This is a genomic window from Streptomyces sp. CMB-StM0423 (genome assembly GCF_002847285.1).
Classification (GTDB): domain Bacteria; phylum Actinomycetota; class Actinomycetes; order Streptomycetales; family Streptomycetaceae; genus Streptomyces.
This window is the reverse complement of record NZ_CP025407.1, coordinates 6,495,297-6,519,243: the sequence shown is the minus strand read 5'-3', so window position 1 is coordinate 6,519,243 and position 23,947 is coordinate 6,495,297. Positions and strand designations below refer to the sequence as shown.

Sequence of the window (23,947 nt, the reverse complement as noted above, 5' to 3'; positions counted from 1 at the left end):
GCCCGCGCGGTGAGCCGGATCCGCTACGGGGCCGGGGCGGGCGGCGGGTCCGGCAGCGGGCCCGTGGCGGAGGTGCGGCGCGGGCCGCGGGCGCGGGGCAGTTCCGCCCGGCGTACGGCGGGCGCGGCGAGGCAGACGACGGCGCCCAGGCAACTGAACGCGCCGCAGGCGAGGAAGACCGGCGCGCTGCCCCACGCGCCGACGGCCGCGCCGACGAGCGGGTAGCACAGCGGCGCGAGCCCCAGTCCCGTCAGGCTGGTGGCGGCGGTGACGCGGCCGAGGTAGGCGGGCGCGGCGGAGGTCTGGATCAGCGCGTACGCAAGCCCGCCGCAGACGCCGCCCGCGAGCCCGCCGAGTCCGCAGGCGGCGACCGCGAGCCCGTGGGAGGGCGCGAGCGCGACGCTGCCGAGGGCGGCACCGGCGGCGACGAGCGTGGCGATGTGGACGAGGCCGGGGCGCGGCAGCCGGCCGGTGACGGCCAGGAGCAGCGCGCCGGCGCCGGCGCCGAGGCCGAACGCGCCGACGAGCCAGCCGAGTCCGGCGGCACCCCAGCCGCGTTCCGCGGCGAGGAGGACGAGGCCGACGTTGAGCGGCCCGTTGAGGCCGAACTCGCTGAGGGCGCCGGAGAGGACGAGCGGCCCGATCAGCGGGTGCCCGCGGACGTACCGCAGCCCCTCGCGCAACTCCCGTCCGGCGCCCGCAGGATGCTGCGCCGCGGCTTCCGCGCCGGGTGGGCCGGGCGCGGCGGGCGCGGCGGGCAGGGGGCGTACGCGCAGCGTCATCAGCAGCGGCACCGAGGCGGCGAACAGCAGCCCCGCCGCCGCGAACGCCGCCGCGGGCCCGCCCAGCACCAGCGCGTACCCGCCGACCGGTGCGGCCGCGGCGCCGCCGAGGCGCAGGGCCAGCGCGCGCAGCCCGGCGATCCGGCCCAGTTCCTCCGGCGGCGCGATCCGCGCCGGGAGGGCGCCGACCGCGGGCAGGAACAGCGCGTCGACCACGCCGAACGCCAGTGCCACCGCGACCAGCAGCCACAGCCCGGGCGCGGCGGTCCCCAGTGCCGCGGCGGCGCCCAGGATGAGGACGCAGCGCGCCGCGTCGGCGCCGATGACGACCCTGCGCGGCCCGAAGCGGTCGGCGACCACTCCCCCGCCGAGCAGCAGCACCGCGCGCGGCACCGAGCCGGCCGCCATCACCACCCCGGTCTCCGCCGGACCCGCGACCCGCTGCGCGGCCCAGCCGAGGGCGAGGAAGAAGACGCCGTCGCCCAGCACGGAGAGGGCGTACGCGACGAGCCACCGCAGGACGCCGGTGCCGCGGTGCGCGGGCATGGGCGCGGGCCCCCGGCTCAGGGGCGGAAGGGGAAGCCGTAGAGGTGGAGGGCGACGGTCTCGCGCCCGGCGGCCCCCGTCTCCCCCGCGTCCCCCGTCCCAGCCGCCTCCGCCGCCTCGGCCCGCTCCCGCCATCTGCGGACGAACGCGCCCATCTCCTCCGCCAGCTCCTGCAGTTCGCCGGCCGTCAGCCGCACGGTGTACTCCGAGCTGAACGCCGCCCGCGTCCACTCCCGTCCCCATCCGGCCTGCTGGTCCAGGTAGTTGAGGTAGGTGCGGGTCCTGGTGGTCAGCAGCTCGCGGGTAACGCCCGTCAGTGCCGCCGTGCCCTCCGGGGTGTCGTCGAAGTCCGCGGACCTGAAGGTGAACGACCGCTCCGCCGAGACCCGCCACCAGCGCTCCCGCCCGTCCCTGCCCTGGTCCGCCGCCTCCTCGATGAAGCCGTGCTCGGCCAGCTTGCGCAGGTGGTAGCTGACCAGCGACACCGCCTCCTCGGTCTGCTCCGCGAGGTGCGACGCGGTGGCGGTACGGGCCGCCATGAGCAGCCGGTACAGCTCGATGCGCAACGGGTGGGTGAACGCCTTCAGTTGCGCCAGCTCGGTGATCCGCTCAGGTTCTCGCCCCATGCGGGGACCGTAGACAGGAAAGAAGTATTGCGCAATATTTCTTTCGCAATCACCGGTCCCGGCGGTCTACGCGGGCGCCTCCTCGTCGCCGTCGGCGCCGGACGCGGTGTCGATGCGGTAGCCGACGCCGGGGACCGTGGCGATGAGCCAGGGCTCGCCGAGCCGCTTGCGGAGCGCCGAGACGGTGATCCGTACCGCGTTGGTGAACGGGTCGGCGTTGGCGTCCCAGGCCCGCTCCAGCAGCTCCTCCGCGCTGATCACGCCGCCCTCGGCGGCCACGAGGACGTCGAGCACGGCGAACTGCTTCCGGGTCAGCGCGACATATCTGCCGTCCCGGTAGACCTCGCGGCGGAACGGGTCGAGCCGCAGCCCCGCGATCTCCCGCACGGGCGGCCGGATGTGGGCGCGCCGGCGGTCGAGCGCGCGGAGCCGGAGAGCGAGCTCGCGGATGTCGAAGGGCTTGGTGAGGTAGTCGTCGGCGCCGAGGCCGAAGCCCGTGGCCTTGTCGTCCAGCCGGTCGGCAGCGGTGAGCATGAGGATCGGCATGCCGCTGCCGGAGTCGACGATCCGCCGGGCGATCTCGTCGCCGGAGGGGCCGGGGATGTCGCGGTCCAGGACGGCGATGTCGTACGAGTTCACACCCAGCAGTTCCAGGGCGGTGTCCCCGTCCCCCGCGATGTCGCCCGCGATCGCCTCCAGGCGGAGGCCGTCGCGGATCGCCTCCGCCATAAAGGGCTCGTCCTCGACGATCAGCACACGCATGAGCAGATGCTACGAGCGCGCGCATATCGTCCGCGTATAGAAAACCGCATACGCACCGGCAACGCCCCGCCGCGTGCACTTGCGGAATGACTCGAACCCGGCGATCGGCGCGCAGCAGAACCCTGCGGATACGCACGCTTCCGGGCCTCGGCGTGATCGCCCTCGTCGTGGCGATCGTCGCGCCGCTCGGCTACCGGTCGATGCAGACACCGGCCGCCTCCACCGCCTCGCCCACCCCGGCCGCCCCGGCTTCCTCGGGGGCGCCGGAGCCGGCCGAGCCGGCGGCATCGCCGCAGCGCAAGCGGGTGGGGCCGGTCGGCGGGGCCGACGGCGTCGTCCCCGAGGGCACGACGGTTTTCGACGACGGCATTCCGGCGGTGGCCGAACTCGACGCCGGTTTGCGGGCCGCGCTGCGCGAGGCGGCGGCGGATGCCGCGGCGTACGGGGTCGAAATCCGGGTCAACAGCGGCTGGCGTTCTCCGGCGTACCAGGAGCGGCTTCTCCGCGAGGCGATCGGGAAATACGGATCGGAAGAAGAAGCCGCCCGCTGGGTGGCCACCGCGGAAACCTCGCCGCACGTGTCGGGCGACGCGGTCGACCTCGGGGAATCCGACGCCACGATGTGGCTCTTCGAGCACGGCGCCGCCTATGGACTGTGCCCGGTCTACCGGAACGAGCCCTGGCACTACGAGTTGCGCACCGAGGCGATCGGCGGCCGCTGCCCGCCCGTGTATGCCGACCCCACCCAGGACCCGAGGATGCAGAGTTGAGCGAGCGAATTCTTACGGTGAAGCAGCCGGACCCGGCGGACACCGCAGACGCCCCAGAGACCCCAGACACCGCGGCCACCGCGGCCACCCGCCGGCCCCTTACCCCGCCCCTCCGCCGTGCGGCCCGCGCCCTCCGCCGCCCCGCGCCCTGGCGCCGCGGCCTCGTGCTCGCGGCGCTGGCGCTGCTGCTCGGGCTGCTGATGGCGCTGCACGCGCGGATCCCGAGCGGGATCATGAACCTCGGCAGCTTCACGGAGACCTTCCTGCCGTGGTTCGGCCTCTTCGTCCTCCCGCTGCTCGCCGCGGCGCTGTGGCGCCGTTCGGCGTCCGCGGTGGTCGCGCTGGTGCTGCCGGTCACGGTGTGGCTGAGCCTCTTCGGCGGGCTGCTCACCGACAAGTCCCGGCCGGGCAGCGACCTCACGGTCGCCGGCCACAACGTCGGCGCCGCCAACCCCGACCCCGTCGGCACCGCCCGCGACCTGGCCGCCTCCGGCGCGGACCTGCTGGCGCTCCAGGAGCTGACCGACACGGCGCGGCCGGTGTACGAGGCCGAGCTGGCGAAGACGTACCCGTACCACACCACGAGCGGCACGGTCGGGCTGTGGAGCAAGCTCCCGCTGTCGGACACCCGGCCCGTCGACATCGCCATGTACCCGTCCCGCGCGCTGCGCACCACCGTGGCCACCGAGCGGGGCCCGCTGGCGGTGTACGTGGCCCACCTGGGGTCCGTGCGCGTGAACCCCCGCGCCGGCATGTCCACCGCCCAGCGCGACGCGGGCGCCGAGGCGCTGGCCGCGGCCGTCGCCGCCGAGCCGGCCGAGCGCGTGGTGGTGCTCGGCGACCTCAACGGCACCGTGGACGACCGGGCGTTCGACGGCCTCACCGGCCAGATGAGCTCGGTCCAGGAGGAGGCGGGGAACGGCTTCGGCTTCAGTTGGCCGGCCGGCTTCCCGGTGGCGCGGATCGACCAGATCCTGGTCCGCGGCATGGAGCCGCGGAGCGCCTGGCTGCTGCCCGCCACGGGCAGCGACCACCTGCCGGTGGCGGCGGGCCTCGGCTGGTGAGCGCGGGCGCGGGGCACCATGCGGCGGATAACCCGGTTTTCCAGGATCTGACAGGAAAGTGACACCGCGCGCACCGGAGTATTGACGCGCCCCCGCGCCGTTGCCAGACTCCGCGGCCGAGTTCTCCTCGGCGGCCTCCATGGGGGAGCAGCCCCGTCGGCCGGCCACCGATGCCCACGCAGCACACCCGATGCGCTGAGGAGTGTTCGTATGCGGTCAACCACCACGCGCAGACAGGCGGTCACCGGCCTCCTCGGCACCGCGGCGGCGCTCGGCGCCGGCACGGCCGCCGCAGGACCCGCCGCGGCCCGCGCCGGCGGCACGGCGGGGTCCGGTTCGTACGCCCGGCTGCTGGCCGGGGCCCTGGCCCGCCGGATGACCCTGGAGGAGAAGGTCGGCCAGCTCTTCGTGGTCGAGGTCGCCGGGCAGGACGCCGACGACGTGACCGACGCGGCCGCCGCCGTCAACGAGCGGCGCTACGGCGTCCGCACCCCCGCCGACGTCGTACGCAAGTACCGCCCCGGCGCCGTCATCTACTTCAGCGCCCGCAACGACGACAACCTCCGCGACGCCCGCCAGATCGCCCGGCTCTCCAACGGCCTGCAGCGCGCCTCGCTCGCGCAGCGCCGCGGCGTCCCGCTGATCATCTCCACCGACCAGGAGAGCGGCCTCGTCCAGCGGCTGCCCACCCCGCCGGCCACCGAACTGCCCGGCAGCATGGCCCTGGGCGCCACCTTCGCGACCGCCGACGCCCAGCGCGCCGCCGAGATCACCGGCCGGGAGCTGGCGGCGCTGGGCATCAACCAGAACTACGCGCCCGTCGCGGACGTCAACGTCAACCCCGACAACCCCGTCATCGGCCTGCGCTCCTACGGCGCCGACCCGCAGCAGGTCGCGCGCATGGTCGCGGCGGCGGTACGCGGCCAGCGCCGCGGCGGCGTCGCGTCCGCCGCCAAGCACTTCCCCGGCCACGGCGACACCGGCCAGGACAGCCACCTCCTGCTGCCGCGCATCGAGCACACCCTGGAGCAGATCCACGAGCTGGACCTGCCGCCGTTCCGGGCCGCGATCGCCGCGGGCCTGGACACGGTGATGACCGCGCACATCCTCGTGCCCGCGCTCGACGACGGCGTGCCCGCCACCATGTCGCACCGCATCCTGACCGGGCTGCTCCGCGAGGAGCTGGGCTTCGACGGGCTGATCGTCACGGACGCGCTGGACATGGGCGGCGCCACGTCCCAGTACCCGCCGGAGCGGGCGTCGGTGGCGGCGTTCGCGGCCGGCGCGGACATGCTGGTGCTGCCGCCGCAGATGGACGTCGCGTACGCGTCGGTGCTCGCTGCCGTACGCGGCGGCGAGATCGGCGCGCGGCGGCTGGACGAGTCGGTGGTGCGCATCCTGGCGCGCAAGATCGACGAGGGGCTGTACTTCGGCCCGTTCGTCGACGAGCGCCGGGCGGAGCGGATCGTCGGGAACGCCGCGCACGTCGCGGACGCGCGGGCGCTCACCGGGCGGGCGGTGACGCTGGTGAAGAACGACACCGGGCTGCTGCCGCTGGCCGCAGGGGCGCGGCGGGTGCTGGTCGCCGGGTGGCAGACGTCGTCGGCGCCGGCGCTGGACCGGCTGGCGCAGGCGGTCGGGGCGCGCGCCGGGCAGACCGCGACGGTGCTGGCGACGGGCGGGACGCCGGCGCAGGCGGTGATCGACGCGGCGGTGGCCGCGGCCCGGGACCACGACCTGGTGCTGGTCAGCGCCAACGCGGCGGCCGGGGCGGAGCCGTTGGCACAGCGGGGCGCGGCGCAGGCGGCGCTGGTGCGGGCACTGCTGGCGGCGGGGACTCCGGTCGCGGTGGTGGCGGTGCGCAACCCGTACGACGTGCGGCGGTTCCCGGAGGCGCCGGTGTACCTGTGCACGTACGGCACGGGGACGGGGGTGCTGACGCGGGCGGTCGACGCGCTCTACGGCGACCTGCGACCGACGGGGCGGCTGCCGGTGGCGATCCCGGAGCTGGGGGCGACGGGCGCGGCCCTGTACCCGCTGGGGCACGGGCTGGAGTACTGAGACGGCGGGGTGCCGCGGCCGTCTCCCGTACGGCCGCGGCACCGCGCGGGGCGTCCCCGTTCCCGTACGGCCGCGGCGCTCCCCCGGTCACGCTCCCGAGCCGCCGCCGACCGCGCTGATCAGCAGCCGGCGCAGCTCCCGCGCCGCCCGGGGCGGCGACACATCGCCCCGGTGCGCCACGGAGATCGTCCGGTGCAGCCCCGGCGCCGCGAACGCCGTCGTCCGCAGCCCCGAGCGCTCGGCGACCATGCTCGGCACCACCGCCACCCCGAGCCCGGCCCGCACGAACCCCAGCACCGCGTCCATCTCCCCGCCCTCCACCCCGAACTCCGGCTCGAAGCCCGCCTCCCGGCACGCCGCGACCGTCAGCTCCCGCAGGTCGTACCCGTGCCGGAACATCGCCAGCGGCCGCCCCCGCAGATCCCCGATCCGGATGCGCAGGACCGCGCCTCCCGCCCCGGTGACCGGCGGCGCGTCCGGCGACGAGACCACGACCAGCTCCTCACGGAGCAGCTCCGTCGTCGTCAGCGCCGGCGCCTGCCCCGCCAGCGGCGTGATGACCAGGGCGAGGTCCAGCTCGCCGGCCGCGAGCGTCCGCACGAGATCCTGCGAGCCGTCCTCGTGGACGTGCAGCTCGATGCCCGGGTAGCGGGCGTGGAACGTGCGCAGCGCGTCCGGCACCAGGCTCGCGCACAGGCTCGGCGTGGCCCCCAGCCGCACCCGCCCGCGCCGCAACTGCGCGACCTCCTGCACCTCCCGCCGCGCCGTCTCGGTGTCGGCGAGGATCCGCCGCGCCAGCGGCAGCAGCGCCTCGCCGGCGTCGGTGAGCGTAATGTGCCCGCGGGCCCGGTGGAACAGCTCGGCGCCCAGCTCCCGCTCCAGCGCCCGCACGGACTGCGACAGCGACGGCTGCGCCACGTGCTCGCGCTCGGCGGCCCGGGTGAAGTGGCGGGTCTCGGCGACGGCGGCGAAGTAGCGAAGCTGCTGCAGGTGCATGGATCCAGCGTAGCCCGACGATAGCCACTGCCTATCGAAAGCAGCGAATTCATGTCTTGGACGGATCCCGGGTGGCTTCCCTACCGTCACAGTCATGGCCCTGACCACCAAGCCGGCGCCGAAGCCCGCCGTCGGCAAACCCGTCCGGGAGCCGGCCCGCCCGCGGGCCTACCCGCCGTCGCTCCTCGCGCTGCTGTGGCGCTCCACCGTCGGCAAGAAGACGGTGCTGGCCGTCACCGGCCTGATCATGCTCGCCTACCTCGTGGCCCATCTGGTCGGCAACCTCAAGATCTTCTACGGCGCCGAGGAGTTCAACGACTACGGCCACTGGCTGCGCACCCTCGGCGGCCCGGTGCTGCACTACGAGTGGGCCCTGTGGATGATCCGCGTCGTGCTGGTGGTCGCCGTCGTGCTGCACGGCGTGACCGCGTACCAGCTCAGCCGCCGCGACATCGCCGCGCGCCCGGTCGCGTACGTCCACAAGCGCAGGCGCGCGAGCTACGCCACCCGCACCATGCGCTGGGGCGGGGTGATCCTCGGCCTCTTCATCGTCTGGCACATCCTCGACCTGACGACGCTGACCGTGAACGAGAACGCCCAGACCGGCCGCCCGTACGAGAACACCGTCGCCACCTTCTCCACCTGGTACGGCAACGTCGTCTACATCACCGCGATGCTCGCCCTCGGGCTGCACCTGCGGCACGGCTTCTGGAGCGCCGTGCAGACCCTCGGCGTCGCCGGCCCGGCCCGCGAGCGGGCCCTCAAGGCCGTCACCAACACCCTTGCACTGGTGCTGACCTGCGGCTTCATCTCCCTCCCCGTAGCCGTCATGACGGGAGTCGTGAACTGAGGATGTCACCGGCATACACGCAGTACACCGAGGGCGAACCCGTCGCCGACGCCGCCGCCCCGCCCGGCGACATCGCCGAGCGCTGGGACCGCCGCCGCTTCACCGCCCGGCTGGTCAACCCCGCCAACCGGCGCCGCTACCGTGTCATCGTCGTCGGTACGGGCCTGGCCGGCGGCGCCGCCGGCGCCACCCTCGCCGAACAGGGCTACCAGGTCGTCCAGTTCTGCTACCAGGACTCCCCGCGCCGCGCCCACTCCATCGCCGCCCAGGGCGGCATCAACGCCGCCAAGAACTACCGCAACGACGGCGACTCCGTACACCGGCTCTTCTACGACACCGTCAAGGGCGGCGACTTCCGCGCCCGCGAGTCCAACGTGCGCCGCCTCGCGCAGGTCTCGGTCGAGATCATCGACCAGTGCGTCGCGCAGGGCGTGCCCTTCGCCCGCGAGTACGGCGGCCTGCTCGACACCCGCTCCTTCGGCGGCGTCCAGGTCTCCCGCACCTTCTACGCCCGCGGGCAGACCGGACAGCAGCTCCTCCTTGGCGCGTACCAGGCGCTCTCCCGGCAGATCGAGGCCGGCAACGTCGAGATGCACCCGCGCACCGAGATGCTCGACCTGATCGTCGTCGACGGACGGGCCCGCGGCATCGTCGCCCGCGACCTGGTCACCGGCCGGATCGAGACCCACCTCGCCGACGCCGTCGTGCTCGCCACCGGCGGCTACGGCAACGTCTTCTACCTCTCCACCAACGCCAAGAACTCCAACGCCACCGCCATCTGGCGGGCCCACCGCCGCGGCGCGTACTTCGCCAACCCCTGCTTCACCCAGATCCACCCCACCTGCATCCCGCGCTCCGGCGACCACCAGTCGAAGCTGACGCTGATGAGCGAGTCGCTGCGCAACGACGGCCGCATCTGGGTGCCCAGGGCCCAGGGGGACACCCGCCCGCCGAACGCCATCCCGGAGCACGAGCGCGACTACTACCTGGAGCGCCTCTACCCCTCCTTCGGCAACCTCGTCCCCCGCGACATCGCCTCGCGCGCCGCGAAGAACGTCTGCGACGAGGGCCGCGGCGCCGGCCCCGGCGGCCAGGGCGTGTACCTCGACTTCGCCGACGCCATCCGGCGGCTGGGGCGCGCGGCGGTCGAGGAGCGGTACGGCAACCTCTTCGAGATGTACGAGCGGATCACGGCGGAGGATCCGTACCAGGTGCCCATGCGCATCTACCCGGCGATCCACTACACCATGGGCGGCCTGTGGGTCGACTACGACCTGCAGACCACCGTCCCCGGGCTCTTCGCCATCGGCGAGGCGAACTTCTCCGACCACGGCGCCAACCGCCTCGGCGCATCCGCGCTCATGCAGGGCCTGGCCGACGGCTACTTCATCCTCCCTGCCACCATCGGCGACTTCCTCGCCAGGCAGCGCCCCGAGCAGGTCTCCGACGACCACCCGGCGGTCGCCGAGGCCGTCGCGGACACCGAGGACCGCCTGCACCTCCTCCTCGCCGTCGACGGCGACCGCACCCCCGACTCCTTCCACCGCGAGCTGGGCGAACTGCTGTGGGACGAGTGCGGCATGGCCCGTACGGAGCCGGGGCTGCGCAAGGCGCTGGAGCGGATCCCGGCGCTCCGCGAGGAGTTCTGGCGCCGGATCAAGGTGCCGGGCACCGGCGCGGAGCTGAACCAGTCGCTGGAGAAGGCCAACCGCATCGCGGACTACCTGGAGCTGGCCGAGCTGATGTGCCTCGACGCGCTGCACCGCGCGGAGTCCTGTGGCGGCCACTTCCGCGAGGAGAGCCAGACCCCAGACGGCGAGGCGGCCCGCGACGACGACCATTTCTCGTACGCGGCAGCCTGGGAGTTCACCGCGACGGGCACCGCCCCGGTCCTCCACCGCGAGGACCTCGAATTCGAATACGTCATCCCCACCCAACGGAGCTATCAATGAAGGTGACCCTGCGGGTCTGGCGGCAGGCGGGGCCCGACGCGGCGGGCGAGATGGTCTCGTACGAGGTCGGGGACGTCACGCCGGAGATGTCGTTCCTGGAGGTGCTGGACACCCTCAACGAGCGGCTGATCCTCGCCGGCGACGAGCCCGTCGCCTTCGACCACGACTGCCGCGAGGGCATCTGCGGGGCGTGCGGGGTCGTCATCAACGGGCGGGCGCACGGGCCGGAGCGGACGACGGCGTGCCAGTTGCACATGCGGTCGTTCGCGGACGGGGACGTCATCGACGTCGAGCCGTGGCGGGCGGCGGCGTTCCCGGTGGTGAAGGATCTGGTCGTGGACCGGTCGGCGTTCGACCGGATCATCGGCGCCGGCGGCTACATCACCGCCCCCACCGGCAGCGCCCCCGACGCGCACGCGACCCCCGTGCCCAAGCCGGCCGCGGAGACGGCCTTCGAGCACGCGGAGTGCATCGGCTGCGGCGCGTGCGTGGCGGCCTGCCCCAACGGCTCGGCGATGCTGTTCACCGCCGCGAAGGTCGTGCACCTGGGCGCGCTGCCGCAGGGGGCACCGGAGCGGGAGTCGCGGGTGCTGGACATGGTCGGCCGGATGGACGACGAGGGCTTCGGCGGCTGCACGAACACCGGCGAGTGCGCGGTGGCCTGCCCGAAGGGCATCCCGCTGCAGGCGATCTCGTCGCTGAACCGCGAATTCCTGCGCGCGGCCCGGAAGTCGGCGTAGTCCGGCCCCGTGCCGGGCACATCCTTACGCGTGATCCCCCTATGAGTAGCTTCCAGACGCCCGGAAGACCGGCCCCGGCCGCGTAGCCCCTCGTGTTCCTCGAAGACGTGCGCGTCCACCACCGCAGCGGGCAATGGTGCCCCGGCGTCCGCACCGACGACGGCCTCGTGGCCTACGACCTCCGGATCCTTCCCCCCTGGCAGGTCCCCGGCCGGCCCACGACCGACCGCTGCTTCGTCGTCGGCGACGCCGGGATCCAGCTCACCAGGCCGGGCACCTTCGCCGGCGCGCTCGAAGGCGGCTGGTACGTCGACGTGGTCGAACTGGAGGAAGCGGGCCCGAAGCGGCTGGTGGTGCACGACCTCTACGTGGACGTCATCGTGCTCCCCTCCAGCCGGCGCTACGAAGTCCTGGACCTCGACGAGCTGGCCGGCGCGCTGGAGGACGGTCGCATCGACGCCGCCACCGCCGCCCGGGCTCTGCGCAACGCCCAGCGCTTCATCGACGGGCATCTGCGCGATCTGGACCAGGAGGCGCCGGACTCATGGCCGGACTTCCCGCCGGCGGCCATCCGCCCCCTGACCGAGCTGCCCCCCTTCGCCCCCGGATGACCCCGGCTCAGCCGCCTCCCCCGTCGCCCAGCCTCCGGTACCTCCGGTCCAGCCGCCGCGCGACGCCGACGTGCGCCCCGCCCGGCTCGTCGTGGCGGCGCCGCGGAGCTGACCGCGGGGGGTGTGGACGTCCCCGGCCGACTGGCCTTTACTGCTCCGCATGGACACGATGAACGCTGCCGTTCTCGGCCCCGGCGGGGTCGGCGGGCTGCTCGCCGGGCTGCTGGCCCGGGCCGGGCACCGGGTGACCTGTGTGGCCGGCCCCGCGACCGCCGGCGCGCTCCAGGCGGACGGAATCACCGTCAACAGCAGGCAGTTCGGCGACTTCGCCACCAACGTGGCGGGCGACACCGAGCTGCGCGCGCCCGTGGACCTGTGCATCGTCGCCGTCAAGGCCACCGCCTTCGACGCCGCGCTGGAACGGGTGCCTCCCGCGGCGCTCGGCGACGCGCTCGTGGTGCCGCTGCTCAACGGCGTCGACCACATGGCCGCCCTGCGCGAGCGCTACCGGCCCGAGCAGGTCGCCGCGGGCACCATCACCGTGGAGTCCACCCGGGTCGCCCCCGGGCTGATCGAGCACGGCAGCCCCTTCACCAGGGTCTCGCTCGCCTCCGCCACCGCGCCGCCGGAGCGGCTGGAGGCGGCGGCCCGGGTGCTGACCGACGCCGGCGCCGAGGTGCAGGTGCGGGACGACGAGCCGAGCGTCCTGTGGACGAAGATGGCCTTCCTCGCGCCGATGGCGCTGCTCACCACCCGCCACGGCGTGCCCGTCGGCGGCGTGAGGACCGGGCACCGGGACGAGATGCTGGCGCTGCTCGCGGAGACCGCCGCGGTGGCGGGCGCGTCCGGGGCGCGGGTGGACGCGGACGCGGTGGCGTCGATGTACGACACCTTCCCGGCCCGTACGAAGTCCTCGATGCTCCGCGACGCGGAGGCGGGCCGCCCCCTCGAACTCGACGCCATCGGCGGCGCGCTGCTGCGCGCCGCGCGGGCGCACGGGATCGCGGTGCCGGTGGCGGAGCGGCTGGTCGCGGAGATCGGGGCGCGGGCGGGCGCGTAGGGCAGGCGCGTAGCGCGGGCGCGGCGAGGGCGCACCCTACGAGCAGTGAAGACGCCCGTCTTCGTGGGCGGGCTCTTCACAACACTTCTTTGAGCTGTTAGCCTCGCAGCGCGATATGGGAGCGCTCCCACACTTCACACACCACCGCTCGGGACGTGCGGCGGGAAGATCCATTATTGACATGTACTCGTCAGTAATCGTGAGAAGTCGCGCGCTCCGGAACGGCCCCCCACGCACACCCCCGCAACCCCCCACCTCCAACGCCCGGTACGGGCGTGGAAGGAGAGCCGCATGAGAAAGTCACGCCTCCGTGTCACCGGCGTCAGCGCGGCCGCGCTGGCCGCCACCGGCACCCTGCTGACGTACTCGCTGTCCGCGCCCCCCGCGGCGGCCGAGACCGCGGCGCCCGGCGACAACCCGTACGCCGGCAGCCAGTTGTACGTGAACCCCGACTGGTCCGCCGCGGCCACCCAGGGCGGCGGCGGAGCCATCGCCGACACCCCGACCGCCGTCTGGCTCGACAGCATCAGGTCGATCACCGGCGGCTCCGCGGGCTCCAACGCCATGGGCCTGCGCGAGCACCTGGACGAGGCGCTGTCCCAGGGCGCCGACGCCATCCAGATCGTCACGTACAACCTGCCGGGCCGCGACTGCGCCGCGCTCGCCTCCAACGGCGAACTGGGCCCGACCGAGATCGACAGGTACAAGAACGAGTTCATCGACCCGATCGACGCGATCCTCGACGACCCGGCGTACCAGAGCCTCAAGATCATCAACGTCGTCGAGATCGACTCGCTGCCCAACCTCATCACCAACGTCAGCGGCCGGCCCACGGCCACGCCCGAGTGCGACGTGATGAAGGCCAACGGCAACTACGTCAAGGGCGTGGGCTACAACCTCGCCGCGCTCGGCGACAACGGCAACGTCTACAACTACATCGACATCGGCCACCACGGCTGGATCGGCTGGGACGACAACTTCCAGGCGACCGCCAACCTGCTCTACCAGGCCGCCAACGCCGAGGGCGCCACCCCCCAGGACGTCACCGGCTTCGCCGCCAACACCGCGAACTACAGCGCCACCGTGGAGCCGTACTTCTCGATCAACGACACGGTGGGCGGCCGGCCCATCCGCGAGAGCAGCAAGTGGGTCGACTGGAACCGCTACGTCGACGAGCAGTCCTTCGCCCAGGCGTTCGTGACCCGGGCCGCCACCAGCGCCGGGTTCCCGTCCGGCATGGGCGCGATCATCGACACCTCGCGCAACGGCTGGGGCGGCGCCGAGCGGCCGACGGGCCCCGGCCCGACCGGCGGGACAGCCGACGAATACGTCGACGCCAGCCGCACCGACCGCCGGATCCACCTCGGCAACTGGTGCAACCAGAGCGGCGCAGGACTCGGTGCGCGGCCGGCCGCCTCGCCCGCGGCCAACATCCACGCCTACGCCTGGATCAAGCCCCCGGGCGAGTCGGACGGCGCCAGCGAGGAGATCGACAACGACGAGGGCAAGGGCTTCGACCGGATGTGCGATCCCACCTACCAGGGCAACCCGCGCAACCAGAACAACATGTCGGGCGCCCTGCCGGACGCGCCGCTCTCCGGCCACTGGTTCCAGGCGCAGTTCGACGAGCTGATCGCCAACGCCAACCCGCCGGTGAACTAGCGCACGCGAGTTCCCCCCACCCTCCGCCGCCGGCCGCCGGATCCCGGCGGCGGAGCGGCCCGGTGGCGGCCCCCGGGACGGCCGCCACCGGGCACCCACGGCGCGGCACCCTGCCCCGCGCGGCCCGCCCCGGCTCCCGGGCTCTGCCGGGCGCCCGCCCGCGGTACCGTCCCGCGGCCGCGCCGCCACCCTCCACCCCTCCCGCCGGGCCGCGCGCCCGCGGGCTCCCCGAGGAGACCCCCCATGTCCAAGTCACTGTCCCGCCGGCGGTTCACCGCCGCGGCCGGCGGCGCCGCCTTCGCGACGGCCGTCGCGGCACCGACCGCCGCCCGGGCCGGCACGGCCCCCGAGGAGACGACGGCGGCGGCCCCGCAGGGTCCGTACGACGACCTCTTCCTGGCCCAGTACGAGAAGATCAAGAACCCTGCCAACGGGTACTTCAGCCCGGACGGCATCCCCTACCACAGCGTGGAGACACTGATCGTCGAGGCGCCCGACCACGGGCACGAGACGACGTCCGAGGCGTTCAGCTACTGGATGTGGCTGGAGGCCGCGTACGGCAGGGTCACCGGCGACTGGGGCCCGTTCAACGCCGCCTGGGAGGCGGCGGAGCAGTACATCATCCCGACCCGCGCCGACCAGCCCACCAACGGCTCGTACAACCCGGGCGCGCCCGCGACCTACGCGCCCGAGCACCCCGACGTCTCCCGGTACCCGGCGCGGCTCGACCCGTCCGTGTCCGTCGGCCAGGACCCGCTGGCGGCCGAACTGGCGTCCGCGTACGGGACGATGGACATCTACGGGATGCACTGGCTGCTCGACGTCGACAACACCTACGGCTACGGCAACACCCCCGGCAGCGGCGGCCAGAACGGCCCGGGGCCCGGCCCCTCGTACATCAACAGCTACCAGCGCGGCTCGGAGGAGTCGGTCTGGGAGACCATCCCGCAGCCGACGACCGACCTCTTCGAGTACGGCGGCCCCAACGGCTACCTCGACCTCTTCGTGGGTGACGCCTCCTACGCCCGCCAGTGGAAGTACACCAACGCCCCGGACGCCGACGCCCGCGCCGTGCAGGCCGCGTACTGGGCGCTGACCTGGGCCGGGGCGCAGGGCAACGCGGGGCAGATCTCCGCCTCCGTGGCGCGGGCCGCGAAGATGGGCGACTACCTGCGGTACTCGATGTTCGACAAGTACTTCAAGCAGATCGGCGACTGCACCAGCCCCACCGGCTGCCCGGCGGGCTCCGGCCGCAGCTCCCAGCACTACCTGCTGTCCTGGTACTACGCCTGGGGCGGCGCCGCGGGCGGTGGCGGCGGCTGGGCCTGGCGCATCGGCGACGGCGCCTCCCACCAGGGCTACCAGAACCCCTTCGCCGCCTGGGCGCTGTCCACCGTCCCGGAGCTGACCCCGCGCTCGCCGAGCGCGAAGAGCGACTGGTCGACCAGCCTGACCAGGCAGTTGGAGTTCTTCCGCTGGCTGCAGTCCGCGGAGGGCGGGATCGCGGGCGGCTGCACCAACAGTTGGGAGGGCCAGTACGGCAGCCCGCCCGCCGGCACCCCCACGTTCTACGGGATGGCCTACGACTGGCAGCCCGTCTACCACGACCCGCCCAGCAACAACTGGTTCGGCATGCAGTGCTGGGCCATGGAGCGGGTCGCGGAGCTCTACTACGCCTCCGGCAACGCGACCGCGCAGGCGCTGCTGGAGAAGTGGGTGGCCTGGGTCACGCCGGAGATCACCGCGGAGGCCGACGGCACGTTCCGTATCCCGGCGACGCTGTCCTGGCAGGGCCGGCCGGACACCTGGAACCCGGCGAGCCCCGGCGCGAACGCCGGGCTGCACGTCTCGATCGCGGAGTACGGCACGGACGTGGGCGTCGCGTCGGCGCTGGCCAAGACGCTGACGTACTACGCGGCCAAGGCCGACGACACCGCGACGGCCGACGTCGCCGGGCGGCTGCTCGACGCGCTGGCCGCGAACGCCGACGGCCTGGGCATCGCGGTGCCGGAGACCCGGGCCGACTACCGGCGCTTCGCCGACGAGGTGTACGTCCCGGCCGGCTGGTCGGGGACGATGCCGAACGGCGACGTCGTCGAGCCGGGCGTCACGTTCATCGAGCTGCGCTCGTGGTACCGCGACGACCCGGAGTGGCCGAAGGTGCAGGCCCACCTGGACGGCGGGCCCGCGCCTGAGTTCACGTACCACCGCTTCTGGGCGCAGGCGGGGCTGGCGATCGCCTTCGCGGTGTACGCCGAGCTGTTCCCGTCCGCCTGACGCGGCGAGCCGGCCGGCGCCCCGCCACGCGGGGTGACCGGCCGGCTTCGCTACGCGGTGCCGCCGGCCGCCGGACCGCCCGTTCGCCCCGGGCGGCGGCCCCGGCACGGACTCCCGCCAGGGCTCCGACCTGCCTCGACATGGCGGGGAATAGGGTTGCGCAGACACACGTTCTTCGGTGTGATTGAGCTTTCAACCACGGAGAGGGTGAGTCCGGTGCAGTTCGGGATCTTCAGTGTCGGCGACGTCACCCAGGACCCCACCACGGGTCGGGTGCCGAGTGAGCACGAGCGGATCAAGGCCATGACCGCCGTCGCGCTCAAGGCCGAGGAGGTCGGTCTCGACGTCTTCGCCACCGGCGAACACCACAACCCGCCGTTCGTCCCCTCGTCCCCCACCACCATGCTGGGCTGGATCGCGGCGCGCACGGAGCGGCTGATCCTGTCCACGTCCACCACGCTGATCACCACGAACGACCCGGTGAAGATCGCCGAGGACTTCGCGATGCTCCAGCACCTGGCGGACGGCCGGGTGGACGTGATGATGGGCCGGGGCAACACCGGGCCCGTCTACCCCTGGTTCGGCCAGGACATCCGGCAGGGCATCCCGCTGGCCGTGGAGAACTACGCGCTGCTGCACCGGCTGTGGCGCGAGGACGTCGTCGACTGGGAGGGCCGCTTCCGCACCCCGCTGCAGGGCTTCACCTCCACCCCGCGCCCGCTGGACGGCGTACCCCCGTTCGTCTGGCACGGCTCCATCCGCTCGCCGGAGATCGCCGAGCAGGCCGCGTACTACGGCGACGGCTTCTTCGCCAACAACATCTTCTGGCCGAAGGAGCACTTCCAGCGGCTGATCGAGCTGTACCGCACGCGCTACGCCCACTACGGCCACGGCACGCCCGAGCAGGCGATCGTCGGCCTCGGCGGGCAGGTGTTCATGCGGAAGAACTCGCAGGAGGCGGTACGGGAGTTCCGGCCCTACTTCGACAACGCGCCGGTGTACGGGCACGGGCCCTCGCTGGAGGACTTCACCGAGCAGACGCCGCTGACCGTGGGCAGCCCGCAGGAGGTCATCGACAAGACGCTGACGTTCCGCGAGTCCTTCGGGGACTACCAGCGGCAGCTCTTCCTGCTCGACCACGCGGGCCTGCCGCTGAAGACCGTGCTGGAGCAGTTGGACCTGCTCGGCGAAGAGGTCGTGCCGGTGCTGCGCGCGGAGTTCGCGAAGAACCGCCCGGCGTCCGTGCCGGAGGCGCCGACCCACGCGGCCCGCGTGGCGGCGGCCGCCGCTGAGCAGAGCGACGAGGAGGAGGTGGCGTAGTGACCGCGCTGAAGCTGACCGTGGTGTCGGCCGGGCTGAGCGTGCCCTCGTCCACCCGGCTGCTCGCCGACCGGCTGGCCGAGGCGGTACGGCGGCAGCCGGCCGACGACGGCCGGCAGGTCGAGGCGCAGGTGGTCGAGCTGCGCGACCTGGCCGCCGACATCGCCCACAACACGGTCACCGGCTTCCCGTCCGCGGACCTCGCCAAGGCGATCGACGCGGTGACGGGCGCCGACGGCCTGATCGCCGTGACGCCGGTCTTCTCCGGTTCGTACAGCGGACTGTTCAAGTCGTTCTTCGACGTGATCGGGGCGGCGGACGACGGTGCGCTGGCCGGGAAGCCGGTGCTGGTCGCGGCGACCGGCGGGACGGCGCGGCACTCGCTGGTGCTGGAGCACGCCATGCGGCCGCTCTTCGCCTACCTGCGGTCCGTCGTCGTCCCCACCGCGGTGTACGCGGCGGCCGACGACTGGGGCGGCACCGGCGACCCGCTGACCGACACCCTGCCCACCCGGATCGCCCGCGCGGCGGGCGAGCTGGCCGAGCTGATGCACGGCCGGCAGCCGCGCCCGGCGGCCGGCGGTCCCGAGCAGGTGGTCCCGTTCGAGCAGCAACTGGCCGCGCTGCGGCCGGAGATCCGGAAGGAGTGACATGAGCGAGGAGTTCCGGGGCTTCAACGCCTTCGGTCCCGACGGCGAGCCGGCCGCCAGCCGCTGGAGCGACGCGCTGAACATCTTCGCGGCGCCCGGGGCGGAGGACGCGGCGTCCCGCTGGGAGCGGGCCGGGGCCCTCTTCGACTCGAAGGACTACGCGGGGGCGGCGAAGCTGCTGACCGCGGTGGTCGAGGAGTACCCCGAGCAGGTCGCGCCCCGGCTGCTGCTGGCCCGGGCGTACTACCACTCCGCGCAGTTGACCCGCGCCGAGACGGAGCTGCGCGCAGTCCTCGACCGCGACCCGGTCGAGCACTACGCCCACCTGATGCTGGGCCGCACGCTCCAGCGCCAGGGCCGCGAGAACGAGGCGGCGGGCGCGCTCCGCACGGCGGAGGCGCTCGGCGCCTAGCGGCGAGCGCCGGCCGGCGGGCCGGGCCGCAACACGGCCCGGCCCGCCATACTGGGCCCGTGGAATACGTCGGCCGCGTGCCCGCTCCGCCGCTCGACCGGTTCGTCGACGACGTCTACTGCCTCACCGGGGTGCCGCGGCACCGGCTGATGAACGTCCCGCCGATGCCGTCGGCACACCTGTTCCTGCACCTCGGCGGGCCCGTCCGGCTGTGGGACTCGGACCCTTCGGTACCGTCGGCGCTGTTGACGGACGGGTGGTTCATGGGCGTATGGACCCGGCGCTTCCTCTTCGAGTACCCCCCGCGTGTGCGGCTCGTCGGGGTGCACTTCAAACCCTGGGGCATGTCGCCGTTCCTCGGCATACCGGCGGCCGAACTGCGCAACCGGTGGGCACCGCTCGACGCCGTCTGGCGACGCTCCGCGGACCGGATCCGGAACCGGGCCGGCGACGCCGCGCCGGCCGCCGAGACGCTGCGGGTCGTGGAGGAGGAGCTGCGTACGCATCTGGCCGAGGCCCCTGCGCGCGGTCTCGACCTGGTCCGGCACACGGGCGGGTGGCTGGAGACCTCGCACGGCACGGTCGCGGTCCGTGCGCTGGCCGATGCCGCCGGGGTGAGCGGCAATCATCTGGCCGGCCTGTTCAGGACCCATGTGGGTGTCACCCCGAAGCGGATGGCGCGGATCTACCGCTTTGCGCGGCTGATCGTGTCGGTGGACGCCCTGCGCCCGGTCGACTGGTCAGGTCACGCCCAGACCGCCGGCTACTTCGACCACGCCCACTTCAGCAGGGAGTTCAAGGACTTCACCGGCCACACTCCCACGGAGTACCTGGCGCTGCGGCGCCGGTTCCCCACCGACGGGCGGGATCCGCAGGACCTCGGCCCGATGCCCGCCGATTGATTTCTTACATGCCCGGGTCCCCGCGGTGCGGGAAGATCGCGGAAACCCGCAAGGACACGTCGAGGAGAGCCCGTGGGCACGGTGATCATGCACAGCGTGGTGTCGGTGGACGGTTTCATCGCCGATGAGAAGGGCGAGGTCGGTCCCCTGCACGACTGGTACTTCGGCGGGGACGTCCCCATCGTCGCAAACGGGGAGGGGGAGTTCGACCACTCCGGCCCCGCAACCGGCTTCAAGGTCTCGCGCGCGTCGGCGGACTACATCCGGTCGATGTGGGAGTCGATCGGCACGATCGTGATGGGCCGCACCCTGTTCGACCAGGTGAACGGCTGGGAGGGCAGGCCGCCCGCGGGCGATCACGTGGTCGTGGTCTCCCACCGGCCGAAGCCGCAGGGGTGGCATCCCGAGTCGTCCTGCCACTTCGTCGACAGCGTGCCGGGCGCGATCGACAAGGCCCGGGCACTCGCCGGGGAGCGGGTCGTCGCGGTGAACGCCGGCGAAGCGGGCGCCCAGGCGCTCGCGGCCGGGCTGGTGGACGAGGTGGCGATGGACGTGGTCCCGGTGGTGTTCGGATCGGGCAGACGCTACTTCGGCGGCATCCACGGGCAGCAACTGCTGGAGGATCCGCACGTCGTCATCCAGGGCGAAGGAGTGCTGCACCTGAGGTTCAAGGTACGCCGCTAGGGTCTGTCCCCCCGGTTCCTTTCGCGGCTACGACCGACCCGTGCCCGGTCCGGCGACGCCGGCACCGCCGTTCCGGCGGAACGGGCCGGCGGTCGCACCGTGCCCGGTCCGCCGGCCGATGGCCGTCGGCGGAACCTCCGCGGCGCCGCGCTACCGGAGGCGTTCCACGATCGTCGCGTTCGCCAGGCCGCCCGCCTCGCACATCACCTGCAGCCCGTAGCGGCCGTCCACCGCGTCCAGCGCGCCGAGCAGCGTGCCCAGCAGCCGCGTGCCCGACGCGCCCAGCGCGTGGCCCAGGGCGATCGCGCCGCCGTGGACGTTGACCCGCTCCGGGTCCGCCCCCATGTCGCGCTGCCACGCCAGCGGCACCGGCGCGAACGCCTCGTTCACCTCGAAGGCGTCGATGTCGCCGATCGTCAGCCCCGCCTTCGCCAGCACCTTGCGCGTCGCCGGTACGACGCCCATCAGCATCAGCACCGGGTCGTCGCCGGTCACCGCGAAGGAGTGGAACCGCGCCCGCGGCGTGAGGCCCAGCTCGGCCGCCCGCTCCTCGCTCGTGATCAGCACGGCGGAGGCGCCGTCCGTGAGCGGCGAGGAGTTGCCGGGCGTGATGTGCCAGCCGATCTCGGGAAAGCGCGCGGCGACGGCCGGGTCGTAGAAGGACGGCTTGAGCGCGGCGAGCCCCTCCAGGGACGTCGACGGCCGTACGGTCTCGTCCTTGCGGTGCTCCCCCACGGGCACGACGTCCGCGTCGAAGGCGCCCCGCTCCCAGGCCCGTACCGCCAGCCGGTGCGAGCGCTCCGAGAACGCGTCCAGCTCCGTACGCCCCAGCCCCCAGCGCGCCGCGATCAGCTCCGCGGAGTGGCCCTGGGCGATCAGCCCACCGGGGTAGCGGGCGGCGAGCCGGTCGCCGAACGGGTCGCGGCCCACGGCGGCGGTGCCCATCGGCACCCGGCTCATCGACTCGACGCCGGCCGCCACGGCGATGTCGTACGCCCCGGCCATCACCCCCTGCGCCGCGAAGTGCGCGGCCTGCTGCGAGGAGCCGCACTGCCGGTCGACGGTGGTGCCGGGCACGGACTCGGGGAAGCCGGCGGCGAGCACGGCGTTGCGGGCGATGTTGAACGACTGGTCGGCGGCCTGGGTGACACAGCCGGCGATCACGTCGTCGAGCCGCGCGGGGTCGAGCCCGTTGCGGTCGACGAGCGCGCGCAGCACCTCGGCCAGCAGGTCGACGGAGTGGACGCCGGACAGGGCGCCGCCCGGCTTGCCCTTGCCGGAGGCCGTGCGGACGGCGTCGACGACGACTGCGGTGGTGGTCATGGGCGTCGGGCCCCTCTCGCTCTGGGCGTCAGGTTCTCGGCCTGGCCTGGCTACCGCAGAGTTACATACCGGGAGTACGTATGTACAGGGTACCCCGCCTAGAATGCGCGTATGAAGACCCGCAGAACGCAGCAGGAGCGCACGGCGACGACGACGAAGGACCTGGTCGGCGCCGCTCGCGCGCACTTCGCCCGGGACGGCTACGCCGCCGCCTCCCTCGACGCGATCTGCGCCCTGGCGGGCATCACGAAGGGTGGGCTCTACCACCACTTCCGTAACAAGCAGACCCTCTTCCACGCCGTCTACGCGGCCGAGCAGCACCGGCTGCGCGACTCCATCGCCGACGCCTTCCGCGCCTGCCCGGACCCGTGGGACGGCCTGCGCGCGGGCCAGCGCGCGTTCCTCACCGGCTCCATCGAGCCCGGCACGCAGCGGATCACGCTGCTCGACGCTCCGGGGGCGCTCGGCTGGGCCGTGATGCGCGAGGTGCAGGCGGACTGCCGGGCGATGACGCGGCGCGGGCTGGCGCAGGCGGTCGGCGCGGGCCGGGACGGCGGTGAAGACGCCGCGGCGGAGGTGGAGTTGGACGCGATGGCGTCGGTGGTCTTCGGGGCGCTCTGCGAGTGCGCGATGGCGGTGGCGCACGCCCCGGACCCGGACGCGGTGCTGGCGGCGTCGCTGCGGCAGGTGGACCGGCTGGTGGCGGCGCTGCCGGGTGCGCCCGCCGGCCGCGCCGGGTGAGCCGGTCCGCGGACTGATAATCGGTTGCCGGCGCGGGCGTTGACCTGTGCAATGGCCGCCATGGTCACCCAGGCGCCCACGCCGCGACGAGACGACGAGCCCGTGCGCATCGGCGCCCTCGCCCCGCTCACCCCGCCCGGCTGGGCCGAGGCGGGCCGGCATCTGGTCGCCGGGCTCGAACTGGCCGCCCGCGAGATCAACGACACCGGCGGGATCGCCGGGCGCCCCCTGGAGCTGCTGGTACGGGACACGGCCGCCGATCCGCGGCGGGCCGCGGCGGCGGTGGACGAGCTGGCCGGGCTGGGCGTCGCCGCGCTTGCGGGCGAGTACCACAGCGTCGTCGCCCGTACCGCCGCCTCCCGGGCCGACGCCCTCGGCGTGCCGTTCCTGTGCTCGTCCGCGGTCCTGGACGCGCTGACCGAGCAACCGGCCGACGGCATCGCGCGGATCGCCCCGGCGCAGTCCCACGGCTGGCGGCTGTACGCGGACTACCTCCTCGGCGCGGGCCACCGCCGCCTCGCCGTGGCCGCCCAGCCGAGCGTGTACTGGGCGTCCGGGACCCGGATCCTGCACGACCGGCTCGCCCCGCACGGCGGCACGGTGGTCGAGCTGGACGTGGGCGCGCTCACCCCCGAGGCCCTGTGCGACGCGCTCGCCGCCAGCGGCGCGACGGCCCTCCTGCTGCTCGTCGGCCACCCGGAGCCCGCGGTGCCGCTCGTGCGGTCCGTACGCCGCGACCCGCGGCTGGCCGGGCTGCTGCTCGGCGCCCCCGCCGGACAGCCGGAGTTCGCCGAGTGGGCGGCGCTGCTGGGCGCCGAGGGAGCGGGGGTCCCGTTCCTGCGCTATCTGCCGGAGCGCCTGACGCCCCTCGGCGTACGGGTCGGGGCGGCGCTGCGCGAACGGCTCGACGGGGAGCCCTCGTTCGTCGCCTTCGAGGGCTACGACACGCTCGCCGTCCTCGCCGCCGTGCTCCGTGGCGGGGCGGACGCACGTGCCGCCGCCTGGGGGGACGTCTCCGTCGACGGGACCCGCGGGCCGATACAGTTCTCGCGGGTGCCCGGCATCGACGTGTGGCAGTGGGCCTGGCCGCCGGTCCAGGTCGTCGACCGGGATCCGGCCGAGCCCGGCCGCTTCCGGGTCCTGCACAGCGGCTGAG

At 73.9% G+C, this 23,947-nt stretch carries 22 protein-coding genes; 17 read left to right on the top strand and 5 right to left on the bottom strand.

Translation table 11 applies throughout. The annotated features are described in order from the left end of the window. Nucleotides 1-23: 23 nt before the first annotated feature. The 3 genes from CXR04_RS28350 to CXR04_RS28340 all read right to left on the bottom strand — a co-directional run bounded on the left by CXR04_RS28350 (nt 24) and on the right by CXR04_RS28340 (nt 2,716). A complete protein-coding gene (locus CXR04_RS28350) occupies nt 24-1,328 on the bottom strand; it encodes an MFS transporter (RefSeq protein WP_101425074.1) in 1,305 nt (434 codons plus the stop codon). A gap of 17 nt (nt 1,329-1,345) precedes the next feature. After that, on the bottom strand, nt 1,346-1,954 hold the full coding sequence (locus CXR04_RS28345; RefSeq protein WP_101425073.1) for an ArsR/SmtB family transcription factor: 609 nt from the start codon (nt 1,952-1,954) through the stop codon (nt 1,346-1,348). Between the two features lie 66 nt (nt 1,955-2,020). Beyond that, a complete protein-coding gene (locus CXR04_RS28340; protein ID WP_101425072.1) occupies nt 2,021-2,716 on the bottom strand; it encodes a response regulator transcription factor in 696 nt (231 codons plus the stop codon). Between the two features lie 128 nt (nt 2,717-2,844). Between CXR04_RS28340 and CXR04_RS28335 the strand changes: the two genes are divergently transcribed. From CXR04_RS28335 to CXR04_RS28325, 3 genes are all read left to right on the top strand, one after another. After that, nucleotides 2,845-3,486, top strand: coding sequence for a M15 family metallopeptidase (locus CXR04_RS28335; RefSeq protein ID WP_101426651.1), 642 nt, complete (start codon nt 2,845-2,847; stop codon nt 3,484-3,486). 164 nt (nt 3,487-3,650) lie between these two features. Beyond that, entirely contained in the window at nt 3,651-4,550 is a 900-nt protein-coding gene (locus CXR04_RS28330; RefSeq protein ID WP_442802473.1) for an endonuclease/exonuclease/phosphatase family protein, read from the top strand. 210 nt (nt 4,551-4,760) lie between these two features. Beyond that, on the top strand, nt 4,761-6,611 hold the full coding sequence (locus CXR04_RS28325) for a glycoside hydrolase family 3 protein (protein ID WP_101425070.1): 1,851 nt from the start codon (nt 4,761-4,763) through the stop codon (nt 6,609-6,611). An 87-nt stretch (nt 6,612-6,698) separates the two neighbouring features. On the opposite strand, the gene CXR04_RS28320 is transcribed toward CXR04_RS28325, so the two are convergent. Next, a complete protein-coding gene (locus CXR04_RS28320; RefSeq protein WP_101425069.1) occupies nt 6,699-7,607 on the bottom strand; it encodes a LysR family transcriptional regulator in 909 nt (302 codons plus the stop codon). A 94-nt stretch (nt 7,608-7,701) separates the two neighbouring features. Between CXR04_RS28320 and CXR04_RS28315 the strand changes: the two genes are divergently transcribed. The 12 genes from CXR04_RS28315 (at nt 7,702) to CXR04_RS28260 (ending at nt 20,727) form a co-directional block, all read left to right on the top strand. Further along, nucleotides 7,702-8,457, top strand: coding sequence for a succinate dehydrogenase (locus tag CXR04_RS28315; protein ID WP_101425068.1), 756 nt, complete (start codon nt 7,702-7,704; stop codon nt 8,455-8,457). 2 nt (nt 8,458-8,459) lie between these two features. Next, nucleotides 8,460-10,409: a fumarate reductase/succinate dehydrogenase flavoprotein subunit gene (locus CXR04_RS28310; RefSeq protein WP_101425067.1), complete on the top strand. Its 1,950-nt coding sequence runs from the start codon at nt 8,460-8,462 to the stop codon at nt 10,407-10,409. Continuing rightward, on the top strand, nt 10,406-11,149 hold the full coding sequence (locus tag CXR04_RS28305) for a succinate dehydrogenase/fumarate reductase iron-sulfur subunit (protein WP_101425066.1): 744 nt from the start codon (nt 10,406-10,408) through the stop codon (nt 11,147-11,149). Before CXR04_RS28310 ends, CXR04_RS28305 begins: the two co-directional genes overlap by 4 nt. Before the next feature lie 92 nt (nt 11,150-11,241). Then, nucleotides 11,242-11,760, top strand: a complete 519-nt coding sequence (locus CXR04_RS28300; RefSeq protein WP_101425065.1) for a DUF402 domain-containing protein — start codon at nt 11,242-11,244, stop codon at nt 11,758-11,760. A 169-nt stretch (nt 11,761-11,929) separates the two neighbouring features. Next, nucleotides 11,930-12,820, top strand: coding sequence for a ketopantoate reductase family protein (locus CXR04_RS28295; protein ID WP_101426650.1), 891 nt, complete (start codon nt 11,930-11,932; stop codon nt 12,818-12,820). 291 nt (nt 12,821-13,111) lie between these two features. After that, nucleotides 13,112-14,482 carry a glycoside hydrolase family 6 protein gene (locus CXR04_RS28290; protein WP_101425064.1) on the top strand — a complete coding sequence of 457 codons (1,371 nt, stop codon included), beginning with the start codon at nt 13,112-13,114 and terminating at the stop codon, nt 14,480-14,482. Nucleotides 14,483-14,725: 243 nt separating this feature from the next. Continuing rightward, nucleotides 14,726-16,759: a glycoside hydrolase family 48 protein gene (locus tag CXR04_RS28285; RefSeq protein WP_101425063.1), complete on the top strand. Its 2,034-nt coding sequence runs from the start codon at nt 14,726-14,728 to the stop codon at nt 16,757-16,759. 216 nt (nt 16,760-16,975) lie between these two features. After that, complete coding sequence (locus CXR04_RS28280; RefSeq protein ID WP_101425062.1) at nt 16,976-18,079, top strand: LLM class flavin-dependent oxidoreductase; 1,104 nt, start codon at nt 16,976-16,978, stop codon at nt 18,077-18,079. Then, the gene (locus tag CXR04_RS28275; RefSeq protein ID WP_101425061.1) at nt 18,079-18,729 is read left to right on the top strand and encodes an FMN reductase; all 651 of its coding nucleotides are present in this window, start codon (nt 18,079-18,081) and stop codon (nt 18,727-18,729) included. Before CXR04_RS28280 ends, CXR04_RS28275 begins: the two co-directional genes overlap by 1 nt. Before the next feature lies 1 nt (nt 18,730). Next, a complete protein-coding gene (locus CXR04_RS28270) occupies nt 18,731-19,141 on the top strand; it encodes a tetratricopeptide repeat protein (protein WP_101425060.1) in 411 nt (136 codons plus the stop codon). A gap of 59 nt (nt 19,142-19,200) precedes the next feature. After that, on the top strand, nt 19,201-20,043 hold the full coding sequence (locus tag CXR04_RS28265) for a helix-turn-helix domain-containing protein (RefSeq protein ID WP_101425059.1): 843 nt from the start codon (nt 19,201-19,203) through the stop codon (nt 20,041-20,043). A gap of 72 nt (nt 20,044-20,115) precedes the next feature. Then, the gene (locus CXR04_RS28260; RefSeq protein WP_101425058.1) at nt 20,116-20,727 is read left to right on the top strand and encodes a dihydrofolate reductase family protein; all 612 of its coding nucleotides are present in this window, start codon (nt 20,116-20,118) and stop codon (nt 20,725-20,727) included. A gap of 150 nt (nt 20,728-20,877) precedes the next feature. Here the strand turns inward: CXR04_RS28260 and CXR04_RS28255 are convergent, their stop codons facing one another. Then, the gene (locus CXR04_RS28255) at nt 20,878-22,050 is read right to left on the bottom strand and encodes a thiolase family protein (RefSeq protein WP_101425057.1); all 1,173 of its coding nucleotides are present in this window, start codon (nt 22,048-22,050) and stop codon (nt 20,878-20,880) included. Nucleotides 22,051-22,161: 111 nt separating this feature from the next. On the opposite strand from CXR04_RS28255, the gene CXR04_RS28250 reads away from it, so the two are divergent. Beyond that, nucleotides 22,162-22,791, top strand: coding sequence for a TetR/AcrR family transcriptional regulator (locus tag CXR04_RS28250; protein WP_101425056.1), 630 nt, complete (start codon nt 22,162-22,164; stop codon nt 22,789-22,791). 51 nt (nt 22,792-22,842) lie between these two features. Continuing rightward, the gene (locus CXR04_RS28245; RefSeq protein WP_101425055.1) at nt 22,843-23,946 is read left to right on the top strand and encodes an ABC transporter substrate-binding protein; all 1,104 of its coding nucleotides are present in this window, start codon (nt 22,843-22,845) and stop codon (nt 23,944-23,946) included. The last annotated feature ends 1 nt before the right edge of the window (nt 23,947 follow it).

Excerpts from the sequence above, each read along its gene's own strand:
- CXR04_RS28350 (WP_101425074.1), bottom strand. The coding sequence starts at position 1,328 with ATGCCCGCGCACCGCGGCACCGGCGTCCTGCGGTGGCTCGTCGCGTAC.
- CXR04_RS28345 (WP_101425073.1), bottom strand. The coding sequence starts at position 1,954 with ATGGGGCGAGAACCTGAGCGGATCACCGAGCTGGCGCAACTGAAGGCG.
- CXR04_RS28340 (WP_101425072.1), bottom strand. The coding sequence starts at position 2,716 with ATGCGTGTGCTGATCGTCGAGGACGAGCCCTTTATGGCGGAGGCGATC.
- CXR04_RS28325 (WP_101425070.1), top strand. The coding sequence starts at position 4,761 with ATGCGGTCAACCACCACGCGCAGACAGGCGGTCACCGGCCTCCTCGGC.
- CXR04_RS28320 (WP_101425069.1), bottom strand. The coding sequence starts at position 7,607 with ATGCACCTGCAGCAGCTTCGCTACTTCGCCGCCGTCGCCGAGACCCGC.
- CXR04_RS28315 (WP_101425068.1), top strand. The coding sequence starts at position 7,702 with ATGGCCCTGACCACCAAGCCGGCGCCGAAGCCCGCCGTCGGCAAACCC.
- CXR04_RS28310 (WP_101425067.1), top strand. The coding sequence starts at position 8,460 with ATGTCACCGGCATACACGCAGTACACCGAGGGCGAACCCGTCGCCGAC.
- CXR04_RS28305 (WP_101425066.1), top strand. The coding sequence starts at position 10,406 with ATGAAGGTGACCCTGCGGGTCTGGCGGCAGGCGGGGCCCGACGCGGCG.
- CXR04_RS28295 (WP_101426650.1), top strand. The coding sequence starts at position 11,930 with ATGAACGCTGCCGTTCTCGGCCCCGGCGGGGTCGGCGGGCTGCTCGCC.
- CXR04_RS28290 (WP_101425064.1), top strand. The coding sequence starts at position 13,112 with ATGAGAAAGTCACGCCTCCGTGTCACCGGCGTCAGCGCGGCCGCGCTG.
- CXR04_RS28285 (WP_101425063.1), top strand. The coding sequence starts at position 14,726 with ATGTCCAAGTCACTGTCCCGCCGGCGGTTCACCGCCGCGGCCGGCGGC.
- CXR04_RS28270 (WP_101425060.1), top strand. The coding sequence starts at position 18,731 with ATGAGCGAGGAGTTCCGGGGCTTCAACGCCTTCGGTCCCGACGGCGAG.
- CXR04_RS28255 (WP_101425057.1), bottom strand. The coding sequence starts at position 22,050 with ATGACCACCACCGCAGTCGTCGTCGACGCCGTCCGCACGGCCTCCGGC.
- CXR04_RS28250 (WP_101425056.1), top strand. The coding sequence starts at position 22,162 with ATGAAGACCCGCAGAACGCAGCAGGAGCGCACGGCGACGACGACGAAG.
- CXR04_RS28245 (WP_101425055.1), top strand. The coding sequence starts at position 22,843 with ATGGCCGCCATGGTCACCCAGGCGCCCACGCCGCGACGAGACGACGAG.